General features: G+C 57.5%; 13 protein-coding genes and 1 riboswitch. Of the genes, 3 read left to right on the forward strand and 10 right to left on the reverse strand.

Translation table 11 applies throughout. The features are described from left to right. Positions 1–304 precede the first annotated feature (304 nt). Both ACZOF8_RS06930 and ACZOF8_RS06935 read left to right on the forward strand, forming a co-directional pair. The gene (locus ACZOF8_RS06930) at positions 305–727 is read left to right on the forward strand and encodes a GNAT family N-acetyltransferase (protein ID WP_022486949.1); all 423 of its coding nucleotides are present in this window, start codon (positions 305–307) and stop codon (positions 725–727) included. 45 nt (positions 728–772) lie between these two features. After that, entirely contained in the window at positions 773–1,681 is a 909-nt protein-coding gene (locus ACZOF8_RS06935) for a sensor domain-containing diguanylate cyclase (RefSeq protein WP_154488791.1), read from the forward strand. 42 nt (positions 1,682–1,723) lie between these two features. Here ACZOF8_RS06935 and ACZOF8_RS06940 read toward each other — a convergent pair whose 3' ends face one another. The 5 genes from ACZOF8_RS06940 to ACZOF8_RS06960 all read right to left on the reverse strand — a co-directional run bounded on the left by ACZOF8_RS06940 (position 1,724) and on the right by ACZOF8_RS06960 (position 9,289). After that, positions 1,724–3,100, reverse strand: coding sequence for an MATE family efflux transporter (locus ACZOF8_RS06940; RefSeq protein ID WP_154488574.1), 1,377 nt, complete (start codon positions 3,098–3,100; stop codon positions 1,724–1,726). A 27-nt stretch (positions 3,101–3,127) separates the two neighbouring features. Next, positions 3,128–5,377, reverse strand: coding sequence for a DEAD/DEAH box helicase (locus tag ACZOF8_RS06945; RefSeq protein ID WP_022486952.1), 2,250 nt, complete (start codon positions 5,375–5,377; stop codon positions 3,128–3,130). 12 nt (positions 5,378–5,389) lie between these two features. Beyond that, positions 5,390–6,709 (reverse strand): ATP-binding protein, encoded by a 1,320-nt coding sequence (locus tag ACZOF8_RS06950; RefSeq protein WP_288311340.1) that lies wholly within the window; start codon positions 6,707–6,709, stop codon positions 5,390–5,392. Next, positions 6,706–8,298 (reverse strand): TerB N-terminal domain-containing protein, encoded by a 1,593-nt coding sequence (locus ACZOF8_RS06955; RefSeq protein WP_154488576.1) that lies wholly within the window; start codon positions 8,296–8,298, stop codon positions 6,706–6,708. Before ACZOF8_RS06955 ends, ACZOF8_RS06950 begins: the two co-directional genes overlap by 4 nt. 127 nt (positions 8,299–8,425) lie before the next feature. Further along, positions 8,426–9,289, reverse strand: a complete 864-nt coding sequence (locus ACZOF8_RS06960; protein ID WP_487426712.1) for a pyridoxamine kinase — start codon at positions 9,287–9,289, stop codon at positions 8,426–8,428. Between the two features lie 199 nt (positions 9,290–9,488). Here ACZOF8_RS06960 and ACZOF8_RS06965 point away from each other — a divergent pair, with 199 nt between their 5' ends. After that, on the forward strand, positions 9,489–10,682 hold the full coding sequence (locus ACZOF8_RS06965) for an anaerobic nitric oxide reductase flavorubredoxin (RefSeq protein ID WP_154488577.1): 1,194 nt from the start codon (positions 9,489–9,491) through the stop codon (positions 10,680–10,682). Positions 10,683–10,739: 57 nt separating this feature from the next. Here the strand turns inward: ACZOF8_RS06965 and ACZOF8_RS06970 are convergent, their stop codons facing one another. From ACZOF8_RS06970 to ACZOF8_RS06990, 5 genes are all read right to left on the reverse strand, one after another. Then, the gene (locus tag ACZOF8_RS06970) at positions 10,740–10,913 is read right to left on the reverse strand and encodes a hypothetical protein (RefSeq protein ID WP_487426713.1); all 174 of its coding nucleotides are present in this window, start codon (positions 10,911–10,913) and stop codon (positions 10,740–10,742) included. A 257-nt stretch (positions 10,914–11,170) separates the two neighbouring features. After that, the gene (locus ACZOF8_RS06975) at positions 11,171–11,824 is read right to left on the reverse strand and encodes a Flp family type IVb pilin (protein WP_487426714.1); all 654 of its coding nucleotides are present in this window, start codon (positions 11,822–11,824) and stop codon (positions 11,171–11,173) included. Between the two features lie 33 nt (positions 11,825–11,857). Continuing rightward, a complete protein-coding gene (locus ACZOF8_RS06980; RefSeq protein ID WP_154488579.1) occupies positions 11,858–12,763 on the reverse strand; it encodes an RluA family pseudouridine synthase in 906 nt (301 codons plus the stop codon). Between the two features lies 1 nt (position 12,764). Then, positions 12,765–14,096, reverse strand: a complete 1,332-nt coding sequence (locus ACZOF8_RS06985; RefSeq protein WP_288311353.1) for a M20/M25/M40 family metallo-hydrolase — start codon at positions 14,094–14,096, stop codon at positions 12,765–12,767. Positions 14,097–14,117: 21 nt separating this feature from the next. Further along, positions 14,118–14,939 carry a MetQ/NlpA family ABC transporter substrate-binding protein gene (locus ACZOF8_RS06990; protein ID WP_022486961.1) on the reverse strand — a complete coding sequence of 274 codons (822 nt, stop codon included), beginning with the start codon at positions 14,937–14,939 and terminating at the stop codon, positions 14,118–14,120. An 87-nt stretch (positions 14,940–15,026) separates the two neighbouring features. Further along, a riboswitch (SAM riboswitch) is annotated at positions 15,027–15,126 on the reverse strand. Positions 15,127–15,514: the final 388 nt, after the last annotated feature.

The raw sequence follows: 15,514 nt of genomic DNA on the forward strand, positions 1-15,514 counted from the left end.
TAAAAGAAACAGACAGACGCCGTCAGTGGTATATGCCAAAATATCTTCCTATAAATTGTCTGTTCTGGTGTATAATAGAGGAATATTATTACTATTCCCGGCTGAATTTCCAGCTGACGGATCCGGTCCGGCTGCTGGATGAAGCCCTGGCCCGCCTGATTCTGGACGGACAAACCTGATGTTCCGGCAGAAAATCCACCAGCTGACCAGGGTACCCCGCAGGACTCCCCCGAAAATCTAACAAAGACAGAGGGCGGCAGCCACGGACGCCCGCAAAATCATCAATGAACAGGAGAATCTCATAATGAAATTTACCACCTACACCCAACTGCCTCCGGAGGCCAAGGCCCTCCGGGAAGAAGTCTTTTGCCAGGAACAGGGATTCCAGGAGGAATTCGACAGCCAGGATCAGGCCTCACATCACGGTCTCCTGTGGGATGACCAGGGAGAAGCCGTGGGTGTCTGCCGTTTCTTCCCCGGCGAGGAACCGGGAATCTGGATCCTGGGACGGATTGCCGTAAAAAAGCGGTTCCGTGGCAAAGGCGCCGGCAGCCTTCTGGTAAAAGGCACCGAGGCAGCCGTAAAGGAACTGGGAGGAACGGAAATCCGTCTCCACGCCCAGGTCCGGGCTGAACATTTCTATGAGACCCTGGGGTATCGGGCCTATGGACCGGTGGAACCGGATGAAGGAGTCCCCCACCAGTGGATGAAGAAGCAACTGGAATAAAGGGAATAAAGACAGTTCCATGTTTTTGGAAAGGAGAATGTGTGTATGATCCAGGATAAAGATTTCCGTCAGCTGGCGGAGCTTGCACCTTTCGGCACCTATATGGTGACCCCGGACCGGACCATCGTCTATTGGAACAGGGCGGCGGAACAGATTACCGGGTATACGGCAGAAGAGATGATCGGTCTCCGCTGTCCGGAAACAAAGCTGGATCATATGGATGAAAAGGGTCGGCCTCTGTGCAGGACCTACTGTCCCCTGTTGGCCTCCATGGACCAGAAAAAGCCCCTGTCCAAAAAGCTGGTCTTTACCCATAAAGACGGAACCATGGGGGTGATCCAGGCCCATTTTGTGCCTCTTGCTGATGAAAAAGGCCAAATCCGGCTGGTGGCGGAGCAGTTCGAAGAAGTGAGCCTGTTGGACCGGGGAAGCCTGATCATCCAGAATCTGTATTCTCTGGCCTACCATGACACTCTCACCGGCCTGCCCAACCGGAAGTTCCTGGATCCCCTGCTGAAAATGCGTTTTTCGGAGTACCATCGGCTCCATCAGCTGTTTGCGGTGCTGTTTGCGGACATCGACCATTTCCACGATTTCAACGGAAAGTATGGCCACCCGGCCGGGGACCGGATGCTGAAGGCCTTTGCCGACGCCGCCACCCACTCCATCCGGTCCACGGACACCCTGGGCCGCTGGGGCGGAGAAGAATTCATCGGGATCTACCCCATCAAAAACAGATCGGATATCATCCCCATTGCCAACCGGTTCCAGCACATGGTGGAACAGGCTTTCATCCACCACGAAAGCCACCCTCTCCACATTACCATGAGCGTGGGGATCACCGCCGTCCAGGAGGGAGATACTCCGGATTCCATCATCCAGCGGGCAGACAAATACATGTACGAAGCCAAGAACCGAGGACGGAACACCATTGTGCATGATAGGGTGGAATGAAAGGGGGGTGTGAAAAAAATTCACACCCCCGGTGTCTGCCTTTTATCTCCCCGCCAGGGCCGACTTTACAATGTACTTCCTGCACTGCCAGTACACCACAGCCAGCACCGCGGTGGCTATGATCCAGCTCACCGGATAGGCCTGGATCAGGGTCAGGTAGTCCGGATGGTTGGCAAATACCGTATAGATCCACACCAGCCGCACTCCGCAGATGCCCACCAGGGCCACAAGGGCCGGAGGCAGGGAATAGCCGTAGCCCCGGAGAGCTCCGGAGAGGATATCCATGGCCCCGTTAAGGTAAAGGGTATCCCCCACCCACCACAGCCGCAGCACCCCCAGCCGGATCACTTGGGGATCCGGGTTGAAGAAACCGATCACATGCTCTCCGAAGAACAGGATGGGTACCGTAATGCACAGAAGGAACAGCCCTTCCACCCAGAAGGCCGCCTTGGTGGTGGCAAAGCACCGGCTCAGCTTCCGTGCCCCGTAGTTCTGGCCTACAAAGGTGGTGGTGGCCTGGCTGAACCCGTTTACGAAGCAGTAGATGTTGAATTCGATGATTACGGAAGCGGCAGCCGCCGCCATGGCCGCGGTGCCCAGGCTGTTGATGGAAGACTGAATCACCACATTGCTCATGGCAAAGACCATGCCCTGGATTCCGGCAGGGAGCCCGATATGGAGGATTTTCCCCATTTCATGGCCGTTCAGCCGCATCTTGTGCCGCTGGAGCTGGATGGGCTGAGGGGTCCGGCACAGCAGCACGAACAGGATCCCGGAATTCACCGCAAAGGACAGTACCGTGGCGCTGACCACCCCGGTAATCCCCCAGTCGAACACGGTTACAGACAAAAGGTCCAGGGTGATGTTCAGGAGATTGGCCGCCACCAGGCTGTAGAGCGGGGTCTTCCCGTCTCCGCAGCTGCGGAAAATGGCCGCTTCGAAGTTGTACAAAGTCAAAAAAGGCATCCCCAAAAGGAAAATCCGCAGATAGGTGGCCGCCAGATCGTGGACCTCTTCCGGCACCGCCAGGATCTTCAGGGCCGGATGGGCGATCAGTTCCCCCACCGCCGTCAGCAGCACCCCCAGGCCCAGGGCCATGACAATGGCGGTCTGGACAGTCTCTTCCACTTTTTCCTGCTTCCCGGCTCCCAGATACTGGGCAATGGTTACATTGGCCCCCAGGGAGATCCCGATCAACAGGGTCACCAGGAGGCCGATCACCGGCATGTTGTTCCCTACGGCTGCCATGGCGTCCTTCCCTACAAAATGCCCCAGCAGGAACACATCTGCGCTGTTGAACAGCTGCTCAAAGAGCCCCATGAGCCCGATGGGCATGGCAAAATAGAACAGTTTGTCTGCAATGGAGCCATGGAGCATGTCCAGGCCCGGTTTATGGGCCGACTTCTTGGTTTCTGTCATGATTTCTTCCCTTTCCCCACAAATTCATCATTCTGTCATTCCATGCCCTGTGTGGCTCCACTCCCGGACCCGTTTCCGCACGTCTTCCAGGTTCAGGACCCCCAGGGCAAAGCCTTTTTTCACCAGTTCTTCCGGCAGATATTCATCATACTTGTCAAAAAGCGGCACCTCATGGGGGTAGACCAGTTCCAGGGGATCGATTTCCTTCTGGATTTCTTCCTCCACCACCTGGAAAAAAGTCTCCTCGTCCGCTTCCATGGTAAACTGCATAAAGAAGGGACGGAAGGGATCCAGCTTCTTCAGCCCCAGTTTTTGGGCGCATTTCAGGTTCAGGAACCGTTCCAGGGCCAAAAAGCCATAGCTCCCCAGCCAGGGCAGAAGGCACCACATCTTTCCTCCCAACTGGATCAGAGGCTTTTCCGCCGCGCCCGAGGCTTTGGCGGTGAACCGGGCCTGCTGGAGCCGGGCCACGGCGTTTTTCATCAGATAAGGATAGGACCGGTCCTCCCGGAGCACCTGGCGCATCCTCTCCAGCACTTTGGTATGGATATCCCCGGGACATTCTCCAAAATAAGCGGGCACTTTTCCCTTAACCAGTTCGCAGTAGATCACATGGCGTTTCCGGTCCACTTCCAATACCCGCCACACATGACCGGCCAGGGCAATCTTTTCTCCCGGAGGAGGGGGCGCCACCACGGTGCCCAGTTCCTGGGAATCGCACCGGACGGTGAACTCCTCGTTTTCCTGGAACACCCCGTAAAATTTGAAGGAGCTGATCACCCGTTCCCCGGCCAGGCCCACGATCAGGCCCCCCTGTTCGGTCCTTGCAATATGGTCTTCGGCGATCAGATACCGGAGGAGCACCTTGTAATCTTCCTGGGTGATCCGGTGGAAATAGCTGAGCCGGAGCACCCGGTCCGCCAGAGCCGCCGGAGACATTTCCCCATTGCTGGCCAGGACGCTCATGGTCTGGTGGTACAAAAGGCTGTAGGGCAGCCGGTCCAGCCGGGGCGGTTCCACCCATTTTTCCTCCAGGTACAGCTGGATCAGGGCGATTCCCTGAAGCAGCTTCCAGGGGATGGTGGCCGGCAGCATAGCCCGGATCTCCGGCTCGTCCTCCCGGATCACGAACCACATTTCCGGAGGCAGGTCCCTCCGGCCCGTCCGTCCCATCCGCTGGAGGAAGGAAGACACCGTCCAGGGCGCATCGATCTGAAAGGCCCGCTCCAGCCGGCCGATGTCGATGCCCAGTTCCAGGGTGGACGTGGTGACGGTGGTCAGGTTCCGGCTCTCGTCCTTCATCAGTTCTTCCGCTGTTTCCCGGTAGGAGGCGGACAGATTCCCGTGGTGGATCAAAAACCGGTCCGGCTCATGGTTCAGCTCGCAGTACTGCCGGAGGCTGGTGGTGACCCCTTCACATTCTTCCCGGGAATTCACGAACACCAGGCACTTTTTCCCCCGGGTGTGCTCGAAGATGTATCCCAGTCCCGGGTCCGCCTGGGCCGGAGCCTGGTCGGTCTTCACATCCAGTGCCGGCAGGGCCTGGAGGTCCGCCCGGTCCTCCCCGGCCTGGGCGTCTTTCACGTAAAAATGTTCCATGGACAGCCGCCATTTGGTCCCCGGGGCCTTCACCTGGGGGATCAGGGTCTTCCGGCCCGTGCCCAGGCTCAGGAATTCCCCCACCTTTTCCGGATCCCCCAGGGTGGCCGACAGCCCGATCCGCCGGGGATTCACCCCGGCCAGCCGGGACAGCCGCTGGATCAGGCACAGGGTCTGGCCTCCCCGGTCCCCCCGGAGCAGGGAATGGACTTCATCGATGACCACGAACCGCAGATCCCCGAACAGCCGGGGAATGGCCATGTGTTTGTGGAGCAGCAGGGCTTCCAGGGATTCCGGGGTAATCTGGAGGATCCCGGAAGGATGCTTCATCATTTTGGCCTTGTGGGACTGGGAAACGTCCCCATGCCAGTGCCACACCGGGATGCCCCCTTCTTCACAGAGAGGCTGGAGCCGGAGGAACTGGTCATTGATCAGGGCCTTGAGAGGACCGATGTAGATGCACCCCACGCTTTTGGGCGGATTCTGGGCAAACAGGGACAGGATGGGAAAGAAGGCCGCCTCGGTCTTCCCGGAGGCGGTGGAAGCAGTAAGCAGCAGGTTCTGGTCCGTGTTCAGCAGCACATCTCCGGCCGCCACCTGGATGGGCCGCAGTTCCGACCACCCCTGGCTGTAGATGAAATCCTGGACAAAAGGTGCATACCGGTCAAAGATATTCATGGCAATCCTTTCTTATACGGTGAACTCCGCAAATTCCGGAGCGGTTTCCTCCCCTTCCACGGCGTTCTGGGCATACTGGAAGCTGTCGGACTGGAGCAGGGCTTCCACCTTCAGTTCCGGATGCTGGTACAGGATGTCCAGCACCTCGATGAAGTCCCGGATTACTTCCCGGGGAGTGATGTGGGAATCCGCCCCGATCCGCTGGAATTCGATCCGGATGAAGGCCACCAGATCTTCCTGGGTCACTTTCGGGGCATAGCCGTAGAGCACCCCGTGGATCTCCGCCAGTTTTTCCACCAGCACCAGCATTTCGTCGCTGGTAAGAGGCTGGAGCCGGATCACCGGTGCCAGCAGGTCCTTGTGTTCTCCGGCAAAATGGCCTTCCGCCAGCCGGGACCGGAGGGCCTCATAGCTGTACACTCCCCGCCGGGGGTCTTCCATACACTGGGGAGTGCCTCCCATGATGATGCCCAGGTAGTGGGCCTTTCCCTGGAGGGTATCGTTGTACATGGTGAGAATCTTTTCGTAGTTGTACTGCCGGGTGATGGCATGGGGAATCTTGTAGATGTTCACCAGTTCGTCGATGCACACCAGGAGCCCGGCGTAACCGGCCTGCTTCAGGAACAGAGCGAAGATCTTCAGATATTCATACCAGTCTTCATCGGAGATGATGATGTTCACTCCCAGTTCCTGGCGGGCTTCGGTCTTGGTATGGAATTCTCCCCGGAACCACTGGATCACCTTTGCCTTGGTGGCTTCGTCCCCTTGACGATAGGACCGGTAGTACAAAGTCAGCAGCCGGGCAAAATCGAACCCGTGGACCATTTCATTGAGGGCCTGGATCACCTGGCCGATTTTCTGTTCCACCAGGGTATTCAGCCGGCCGTCTGTAAGGGCCAGGCCCGTTTCCGTCACCACCTGCTGCTGGATCTGGTTGATCCACCGGTCCAGGATCAAAGGCAGGGCGCCTCCTTCGGGACGGGTCCTGGTGGCCATGTTCCGGACCAGTTCCCGGTAGGTGGCCAGTCCCTGTCCTTTGGTGCCCTGGAGCCGCCGTTCCGGGGACAGGTCGGCGTCCACCACCACGAAATCCTTTTCCATTACATAGTTCCGGAGGGTCTGGAGCAGGAAACTTTTCCCGCTGCCGTACCGGCCCACAATGAACCGGAAAGAAGCGCCCCCGTCGGCAATCACGTCCACATCGTGGAGCAGGGCGTCGATTTCGTTCTTCCGGCCTACGGTAATGTAAGGCAGCCCGATCCGGGGCACCACGCCCCCTTTCAGGGAGCTGATAAGGGTCCGGGCAATCCGTTTGGGTATCTTCAGCGTCATGGTTCTATCGTTCCTTTCAGGTCATCCGCATAATCTTCGATCACAGAAGGCGGGTCCCCGGCTTCCAGCACCGTATCCCCGAATTCTTCGTAACATTTTTCGTTGATGCTGTCTGTTAAAATAGAAGGCATCAGCCCCTTGGCCCCGGTCCAGGAGGTGTCTTCCCCATAGAGCAGGTCGTGGAGGTAGCGGTATTCCTCTTCTGTCAGATTCCAGGGCCGGGCCGGTTCGGCCGGTTCCGGGGATGCTTCTCCAGAGGCCGGAGAGATTTTGCCGGATTCCGGTCTTTGTCCTGCAGCTTCCTGACCGGAAACTGCCGGGGCCGGAGCCATTTCCGGAGGTTCCGGAGCCTTTTGTGCTGCCGGGGCTTCCGTTCTGTCCTCCAGGGAAGGCAGAGCTTCCTCCCGCCGTTCCTCTTCCGTCATCAGTCTGTCCCGGGTCACCGCCGCATCCTGGCGGATCTGGTCCAGCTGATCCAGATGGAACACCACTTTCCGTTTTTCCGCTTCCTTCTGTTCCTTCCGGTCCTCTTCCACCCCCTGGTGGACCAGTCGGGTGAGCCATTTGTAGGACAGGGGCTGCTGGAGGGGCTGAGGGAAGTCCAGTTCCTCCCGGAGGAGGCCGTCCAGGGTCTTCATCAGTTTTCCCAGCTTCCGGAGCTGTTTGGAGGTGTACACGTAATGGCGGAAGGTCCAGATGCCCTTTCGGTCATGGTAGATGCACAGGGGATTCACCACCACCGTGAAATCCCGTTTGTCCTCCTTCCGGAGGAATACGGCGTTGGCAAACAGCTCCAGCCATTCGTAGCCGGGCCCTCCCACATGTTCCTCCAAAAAAGATTTTTTCCGGTGGGTCTTCCAGTACCCCTGGATCATCCGGTAGATCCGGCCCAAAAGCCGCACGGTGTCTTCCGGTTTCTGTTTGTACAGTTTGGACCGACTCATATGGTAGGTGGAAAAAAGGTCCAGGGCGTCGAAGAGTTCCTGGTCCGTGGCATTTTCCCAGTCATCCAGCACCAGATAGGCTTCATCCTGCCGGTTCCGCTGGGTTTCCGGCAGCAGGGCGGAATTCAGCTGGTAATACAGCACGTAATCCCGGAGCCACTGGTGGAGATAGGGCAGGATCCGGTCGTCCAGGAGGCCGTAGGTTTCCCCGAAAGCCTTCAGCTTTTCATAGCCGTCCTCGGGATTTTCCACCCCGATCTGGTTCAGCAGTTCGTATATATAAAGGAAAGCATAGGTCAGAGAGGTCCGTTCCAGCTGCTGATGCCGGAGCCGGGTCCGCCAGCCGAAATACCCCCGGAGCTCTTTGTCCGTAAGCACCCGGTAGGTGGGATAGTAATGGAGCACCGGCAGGTCGTACACTGTGTCATCCTCGTAATCCGCCGCCAGTTTCCCCTGGCGGACGAACAGTTCCGGAGTGGTCTCATACCGGCTGGAGTCGTCCTTTTCCATGGCCCGGAGCTGCTGGAGCAAAGGGGGCAGCGGTTCGGGCGGGGTCCGGGGCTTGATGGGCTCTGAAGCATACATTTTCTGGAGCAGCCGGAAACTGGCCTCCTTCTCCTCCGGTGTCTTCTTCACAAATTCCATGCCCCTCCCCCTTTCTCCCAACTGGAAAGAATTTCAGCCAAAAGCAAACATTTTTTCACCAATCTTTATTATAAACCGAAAGAGGAGGCTGTTGCAAGAGCAACAGCCTCCTCTTTCCTTCACTCCCTTACGCCATGCAGGTGGTGCAGTTCTTGGACTGGGGGAACAGCAGCTTCCACAGGCATCCTTCCAGGACCACCCCTTCTTTGGGGTCGGTACCGGCTTTGAGAGTGGTGTCGATGACATAGCTGACAAAATCCGCCGCTTCCTGGACGCACCGGTTCAGATCTTTGCCATTGAGCACATAGCCCAAAAGGGTGCTGGTGAACACATCTCCTGTACCGCAGGTGGCAAAGGGCAGCTTCTTCACTTCATAGGCTTCCGGGAACAGCTGGTTGGGTTCACTGCTGACGATTTTCAGATGGTCCTTATCGCAGGGCACGCTGGTGATCACCACCTGTTTGGGTCCCAGGGCCAGCAGCTTGTCGCAGAGGGCTTCCAGCTCATCGTCAGTGGGGGCTGCGTCTTTCCAGGGCGTATCTGTCAAGAGGCAGGCTTCCGTATAGTTGGGGGTGATCAGAGTGGCATGGGCCACCAGTTTCTTCATGGCTTCCACCATGGAAGCATCGAACACCGGGTACAGCTTCCCGTCGTCCCCCATGGCCGGGTCCACCACGGCGATCCGGTCTTCCCCGGCAAAGTCCTCGATGGCAGCGATTACCTGTTCCACCTGGGCAGGCCCTGCCAAAAAGCCGCTGTAGACTGCATCAAAAGAGAGCCCCAGCTGCTTCCACTGGTCCCGGTACCCGGCCATCAGGTCCGTCAGATCCCGGGAAACGAATTTCCCGTAAGTCAGGTTGTTGCTGTACAGAGCCGTAGGAAACGGGCACACCTGGTGTCCCATGGCGGACAGTACAGGCATGGCCGCCGTCAGGGAACAGCGCCCAAAAGAAAAAAGGTCATGGATGGCCAGAACACGTTTGATTTTCATGGAAATACCACCTTTCAATTGCAGAAAATTGGACACGGGCAAATGGACAAGTATTATCTGTATTGTACCCCATATGGGCCAGAGATACCAGAGGGGGTTGCTGCTCTCTTATTTGTTGTACTGACAACGGATTTTCCCGGTTATTCCATGTATACTTGAACCATGGAAAAACAGACTGCTGCCAAAGGAGATGTTTCATATGGGAAAGAAAATTACGGATAAAGTCACCTGGGTTGGGAAAATCGACTGGGAACTGACGGAGTTCCATGGCCATGAATATTCTACGGAAAAAGGCTCCTCCTACAATTCCTATCTGATCCGGGGAGATCAGAAGACGGTGCTGATGGACACGGTCTGGAAGCCTTTTGATGAAGAATTCGTGGCCAATCTGAAACAGGAAATCGACCTGAAGGCCATTGATTATATTGTGATGAACCACAACGAAAACGACCACAGCGGTGCCCTGCCGGCCCTGATGCGGGAGATTCCCCACACCCCCATCTACTGCACCCAGAAAGGGGAAGCCATTCTCCGGGGGCTGTACCACCAGGACTGGAATTTCGTCACCGTGAAGACCGGGGACACCCTGGACCTGGGGGGCTCTCAGCTGGTGTTCATCGAAGCTCCCATGCTCCACTGGCCGGACACCATGTTCACCTACATGACCGGGGAGAACATCCTGTTCAGCAACGACGGATTCGGCCAGCACTACGCCAGCGAAACCTTGTTCAATGATGCAGTGGACAAGGGGGAACTGTACCGGGAAGCCATGAAGTATTACGCCAACATCCTGAACCTGTACAGCCCCATGGTCACCCGGAAGATTGCCGAGATCCTCAAGATGGGCGTGCCGGTAAGCATGATCTGCCCCAGCCACGGGGTGATCTGGCGGGATGATCCCCTGCAGATCGTCAAGGCCTACCAGGAATGGGCCCAGAATTACCAGGAAAACCAGGTGACCCTGATTTACGACACCATGTGGAATTCCACCCGGCGGATGGCGGAATGCATCGCCGAAGGCCTGATGGAAGCGGACCCTACCCTGAAGGTGAAGATCTACAACTCTGCGGTGGATGACAAAAACGACATCGTGACGGAAGTGTTCAAATCCAAGGCCATCCTGGTAGGGTCCCCCACCATCAATTACGGGTTCCTGTATTCCATCGGGGGCATTATGGAAATGATCCGGGGCCTGAAGTTCAAGAACAAAAAGGCCGCTGCTTTCGGCAGCTACGGCTGGAGCGGAGAAGCGGTGAAACAGATCACGGAACTGCTGGGCGGTGCCGGGTTCCAGTTGGTCAACGAAGGGCTCCGGTGCCAGTGGGCCCCGGACCAGGCCAGCCAGGAGCTGTGCCGGAAGTACGGAAGAGAATTTGCGGAAGCGGTGAAATAAAATACGAAGGGGGTGTGAAAAAATTCACACCCCCGGTCACTGGTCTCTTGTCACTGGTCACTGGACGAAGGAAGCCGCCGGGTCAAGGCCCGTGGCGCTTTTGTCCAGCCCCTGGAGGCAGGCGGTCACTTTTTTGTAGGTTCCGCCCTTTACCAGGCAGAACTTTTCCAGGATCTTGGGGTCCGCCCCGGCCAAAGGATCCCGTATGGCCTTTGTGCCGGTATTTTTCAATTCCGTCAGCTCCACGGTTTTCCCGGCTGAAGCCGCTGCTCCCGTTGGCTTGACAGCCGGTTCCGGAGCCGCGGCAGAAACCAGACCGCCATGGGTTTCCCGGAAGGGATTGGCTTTGGCCGGTCCATAGTTTTCAATTCTGTCAAGCCTCCTGCATATGTGCTGTACCTTTTTATTTATAGCAAAAAACCTGCCCTGTCAACACAGGTGCAGGTTTTGTCATGGTTTGTTCAAGAAGTTGACGCAAACGGCCGTTTCTATTTCAATTTTTTGGTACGCGTAGGATCGATGATGAACCCGCTGCCGCTGGGAGAAGGTCCCACGTAGCCCGGGACATTTTCAAAGACGGTCTTCCCTGCACCCGCGGCACTTTTCCCCTGGCTGTTGAACAGCCCTTCCGTGATCCTTACCGTAGCTTTATTTTCCCCTGTAGATGCATCATAATACGTTTTGGTATTCTTTTGGTAATCTGCTGCCAGCTGACTGAAGGTCATCCCCTTGTTTGCCTCTGCGGAGTAATAGGAAAACACCGTTACCCCATCGGTTTGGACCCTGGCGAACCAGCCGTCCCCTTCTTTGGTCTGGATGTTCAGTTGCCGGGCCAGCTCCTGTCCGGCGGCACTGTCCGAAGCAATTACCAGGGTTTTGGAAGGTTTCCCCTGGAGCACATCCGCCAGCCCCTCATACCGTCCCTGCCGGAGCCGTTCGATGATATCTTTCGCCGTGGTGGCGGCCGGGAGTTTTTTCTTGGAAGCTTCCCCCAGGAGAGCGCTGGCGTTGTTGAAGACGGAATTGATGGAGCTGGGCAGACCTCCGTCGGCCGCATGGGAATAGACCATCCATCCCAAACCCACAATGATGGCAAGCATCAGGGCGTATTCGATGATGTCCTGTCCTTTCTGTCGTCTCATTGTTTCCATCTCCTTTACGGTCTTATTAATCAATTATAGCATATTTTGAGGGAGAAAAGCCGTACAAACCTGACTTCCTGTCAGCCCCTTCATGTCCTCCGGCACCGGGGCTTCCAGGAATATTTCCTTGCCGGTCCTGGGATGGCGGAACCGGACGGTCCAGGCGTGGAGGGCCTGGCGGGCAATCCTTGGGTCCCTTGTGCCGTACACCGGGTCCCCCACCAGAGGGTGCCCCTTGTGGGCGAAATGGACCCGGATCTGATGGGTCCTTCCGGTAAGGAGATGGATCTTCAGCACCGTATGGTCCCCTCCGCCAGCCAGGATCTCATAATCGGTCACTGCCGGCCGTCCGTCTTCCCGGACCATCCACCGGTCCACCCCTTCTGCCACCCGGCCGATGGGAAGATGGATCCGGCCCCGGGGTTCTGCCAGATCCCCTTCACACACCGCCAGGTATTCCCGGTAGATTTCCTGGTGGCTGCGGGTGAGGGCGTGTTTGGCAAAAGCGGATTTGGCCACCAGCAGAAGGCCCGTGGTGTCCCGGTCCAGCCGGTACAGGGGATGGATGCCGCATTTCTGCCCCGACTGGCGGAAATACCCTCCCACCGCCTGGACCAGGGTATCCCGGGCCCCGGACCAGGTGGGGTGGATCAGCATGCCGGCAGGCTTGTCCACCGCCAGCAGGTCCTCATCCTCGTACAAAATGGCAAGAGGCAGATGGACCGGGATCACCGCCGCCGTTTCTTCCCATTGGAAAACAAGCCGGTCCCCGGCCTCCAGCCTGTGAGAAGGACTGGAAACCGGGGATCCGTTCACGGTAATGGTGCCGTTCCATTTGATTTTCCGCCAGAGTTTTTCCGAAAGGTGCATGGGACCCCGGGCTGCCTGGCGGACGCAGCATCCGGCATGGTCCCGATCCACCTGGTACGTCAGTTCCATATCAGTAAGACCGTAAAAATTCCTTGAAAAAGTCCACACTGGCCTTCAGGGCATCAGCGGGGATCTTTTCGTTCACCTGGTGGGCGGCGCCCCAGCGGCTGTCCCGGAGATACCCGGAGAACAGCATCACATTGTCGGCGATCCGCTTGTAATAGTGGCTGTCGGTGCCTCCCAGCATCAGGAAGGGCACCACGTCCACTTTTTCCCCATACTGGCCTTTCAGCACCTTTTCCGCCACCTGGATCCCGTAACTCTGGGGATCGGAAGCAGGCAGCGGGTCCTTGCCGGACACATGGCGGATTTCCACCCCTTCCGGCAGGAACTGGCGGAAGTAATTTTCGCAGGATTCCACCGTATCCCCCTGGAGCACCCGGACGCTCATCTGGGCCGCCGCCCGGCTGGGCAGCACATTGGGCTGCTTGCTGGCTTCGGCCATGGTGAAGGCGATGGTGGTGTGGAGCAGGGCATCCAGAGCCGGATCTTCCTGGGCCAACTGGCACAGTTCCTGCCAGTGGCCTTCCGGATCTTCATAGATAGCCCGGCGGCCGGCATCCTGGAGTTTGGCGCTTTTCTGGAGATGGGCCAGGGTCAGGGGAGTGAACCGGTACGGGAAAGGATGGGATTCGATGGCCACAATGGCTTTGGCCAGGGTCCCCAGGGCTGTCCCCTTCCCGGGACGGCTGGAATGGCCTCCGGGAGAGGTGGCGTAAATCTCGAAGTTCACCGGGGATTTTTCCGCCACTCCGATCTTGGCTTCCAGCTTGTCCCCCACCGGGAACAGGCCGCCCCCTTCGTCCACTACGGTGCCCAGCCGGACCCCCTTCTCTTCCAGGTGCCGGGTGAGCTTTTCCGCTCCGTCCACATCGTTTTCCAGGTACACTTCCTCACTGTAGCCCAGAGACAGGTACAGGTCGTAAGACGGCCGCCAGCCTTCTGCCAGCAGGGCTTCCACCGCTTCCATTTCCGCCAGCAGCTGGTGCTTGCAGTCGGTAGTGCCCCGGCCGCAGATACAGCCGTCGATGATTTCGCCTCCGAAGGGATCGAATTTCCACTGGCCCCGGTCCCCTACTTCCACCACGTCCTGATGGGCCATGAGCAGAAGGGGCTTCTTTGCGCTGCCAGTGCCCTTCAGGTGGAACTGGAGGCCTGCCTGGCCCACTTCATCCAGCTCCATCAGGCGATAGATGTGGGGATAGAATTCCCGGAAGGCCTCATGGAGTTTTTCAAACTGGCTCCAGTCCACCTTGTCCACATTGGCGTTGGACACGGTGGCGCACTGGATGAACCGCTGGAGATGGGCGGCGTATTTCTGTTCTTCTTCCGTAAGCTTCATTGCCGTTCCCTTCTTTCTCAATTACCAGGCCGGTTCCAGGTTGCCTTTGCAGTTTTCCAGGATGTAGTCCTTCACCGGCTGGCTCTGGAAGATCTGGACGAATTTCTTGTAGGTGGGGTTGTCTTTGTCTTCTTCCCGGGCGGCAATGATGTTCACATAGGGGCTGGTGTTGTCTTCCTTGGCAATGGCCAGGTCCGTGGACAGACCGGCGGAGTTGGCATACCCGGCGTTGATGATGGAAGCGGCGGTGTCATCCAGGCTCCGGGGCAGCTGGGCAGCTTCCAGTTCCACGATCTGCAGGTGTTTCGGGTTTTCGGTGATGTCGTTGACGGTCAGTTCCGTGGGCTTCACATCCGGGTTCACTTTCAGGAGGCCCAGTTTGCTCAGCATCAGGATGGCCCGTCCTCCGTTGGAAGGATCGTTGGGGATGGCGATCTTGTCCCCGTCCTTGATGTCCGCCACGTTCTTGATCTTGGTGGAATACAGCCGCAGGGGAGCCAGGTAGGTCTTGCCGATGCTCACCAGTTTGGTGCCGTTCTTTTTGTTGAAGGCCAGCAGGAAGGGTTCATGCTGGAAGGAGTTCAGGTCGATGTCCTTCTGGGCCAGGGCCTGGTCCGGAGTCACATAGTCGGAGAATGTCTTGATTTCCACCTTCAGCCCCTGTTTTTCCGCTTCCTTCTTTACCACTTCCATGACCTGTTCGGAATACCCGGGGGTGATCCCTACAGTGATGGTCTTCTTTTCCGCCGGGGCGGCCGCCTTTTTGTCGCTGCCGCAGCCGCTGACCAGGCTGGCCAGGGCCAGGACGGATACGGCTGCTGCAATCCATTTCTTCAGTTTCATGAACATCTCTCCTTTTCGCCTTCCCGAAAGCACCCAAAGAAAAACACCACCTGCTGGGCAGATGGTGTTTTCGATGACTGAGCTCGCTTTTCATCTGCCAGGGAATCCCTGTTGGAATTGGCACCTTCCCTTCCGGGGGTTGCCGCAGCTTCATAGGGCCAAATCCCTCTGCTGCTCTCGATGAAGGTATGTGATTTTGATGGTTCTGATTCTACACTACTTCACTAGGAAAGTCAAGGACTTTTTGTAACCTGATCAAGAACAGTTGCAGGTGACCAGGTCACAGTCACCAGCTCACAACCAATGGTAACCATATGCCAGTGGCATATGCCGCTGAAGAGAAACGCAGCTGACGCTGCTAACCCACCACCATTGCGCAGGCGCAACGGTCCCCCGCCCTTGAAAAGGGCGGATATACGCTTGGGCTGATGCCCATTGCTTTGACGGCCTGGATAACCACCGGACGTATTGCCGGGGCGGATATACCCTCGGGCTGACGCCCATTGCTTTGACGGCCTGGATAACCACCGGACGTATTGCCGGGGCGGATATATGCTCGGGCTGACGCCCATTGC

Source organism: Acidaminococcus sp., assembly GCF_057597765.1.

What these genes read in the sequence shown, in the direction of transcription:
- ACZOF8_RS06930 (WP_022486949.1), top strand. Translation starts at nt 305, where the DNA reads ATGAAATTTACCACCTACACCCAACTGCCTCCGGAGGCCAAGGCCCTC.
- ACZOF8_RS06935 (WP_154488791.1), top strand. Translation starts at nt 773, where the DNA reads ATGATCCAGGATAAAGATTTCCGTCAGCTGGCGGAGCTTGCACCTTTC.
- ACZOF8_RS06940 (WP_154488574.1), bottom strand. Translation starts at nt 3,100, where the DNA reads ATGACAGAAACCAAGAAGTCGGCCCATAAACCGGGCCTGGACATGCTC.
- ACZOF8_RS06945 (WP_022486952.1), bottom strand. Translation starts at nt 5,377, where the DNA reads ATGAATATCTTTGACCGGTATGCACCTTTTGTCCAGGATTTCATCTAC.
- ACZOF8_RS06950 (WP_288311340.1), bottom strand. Translation starts at nt 6,709, where the DNA reads ATGACGCTGAAGATACCCAAACGGATTGCCCGGACCCTTATCAGCTCC.
- ACZOF8_RS06955 (WP_154488576.1), bottom strand. Translation starts at nt 8,298, where the DNA reads ATGGAATTTGTGAAGAAGACACCGGAGGAGAAGGAGGCCAGTTTCCGG.
- ACZOF8_RS06960 (WP_487426712.1), bottom strand. Translation starts at nt 9,289, where the DNA reads ATGAAAATCAAACGTGTTCTGGCCATCCATGACCTTTTTTCTTTTGGG.
- ACZOF8_RS06965 (WP_154488577.1), top strand. Translation starts at nt 9,489, where the DNA reads ATGGGAAAGAAAATTACGGATAAAGTCACCTGGGTTGGGAAAATCGAC.
- ACZOF8_RS06975 (WP_487426714.1), bottom strand. Translation starts at nt 11,824, where the DNA reads ATGAGACGACAGAAAGGACAGGACATCATCGAATACGCCCTGATGCTT.
- ACZOF8_RS06980 (WP_154488579.1), bottom strand. Translation starts at nt 12,763, where the DNA reads ATGGAACTGACGTACCAGGTGGATCGGGACCATGCCGGATGCTGCGTC.
- ACZOF8_RS06985 (WP_288311353.1), bottom strand. Translation starts at nt 14,096, where the DNA reads ATGAAGCTTACGGAAGAAGAACAGAAATACGCCGCCCATCTCCAGCGG.
- ACZOF8_RS06990 (WP_022486961.1), bottom strand. Translation starts at nt 14,939, where the DNA reads ATGAAACTGAAGAAATGGATTGCAGCAGCCGTATCCGTCCTGGCCCTG.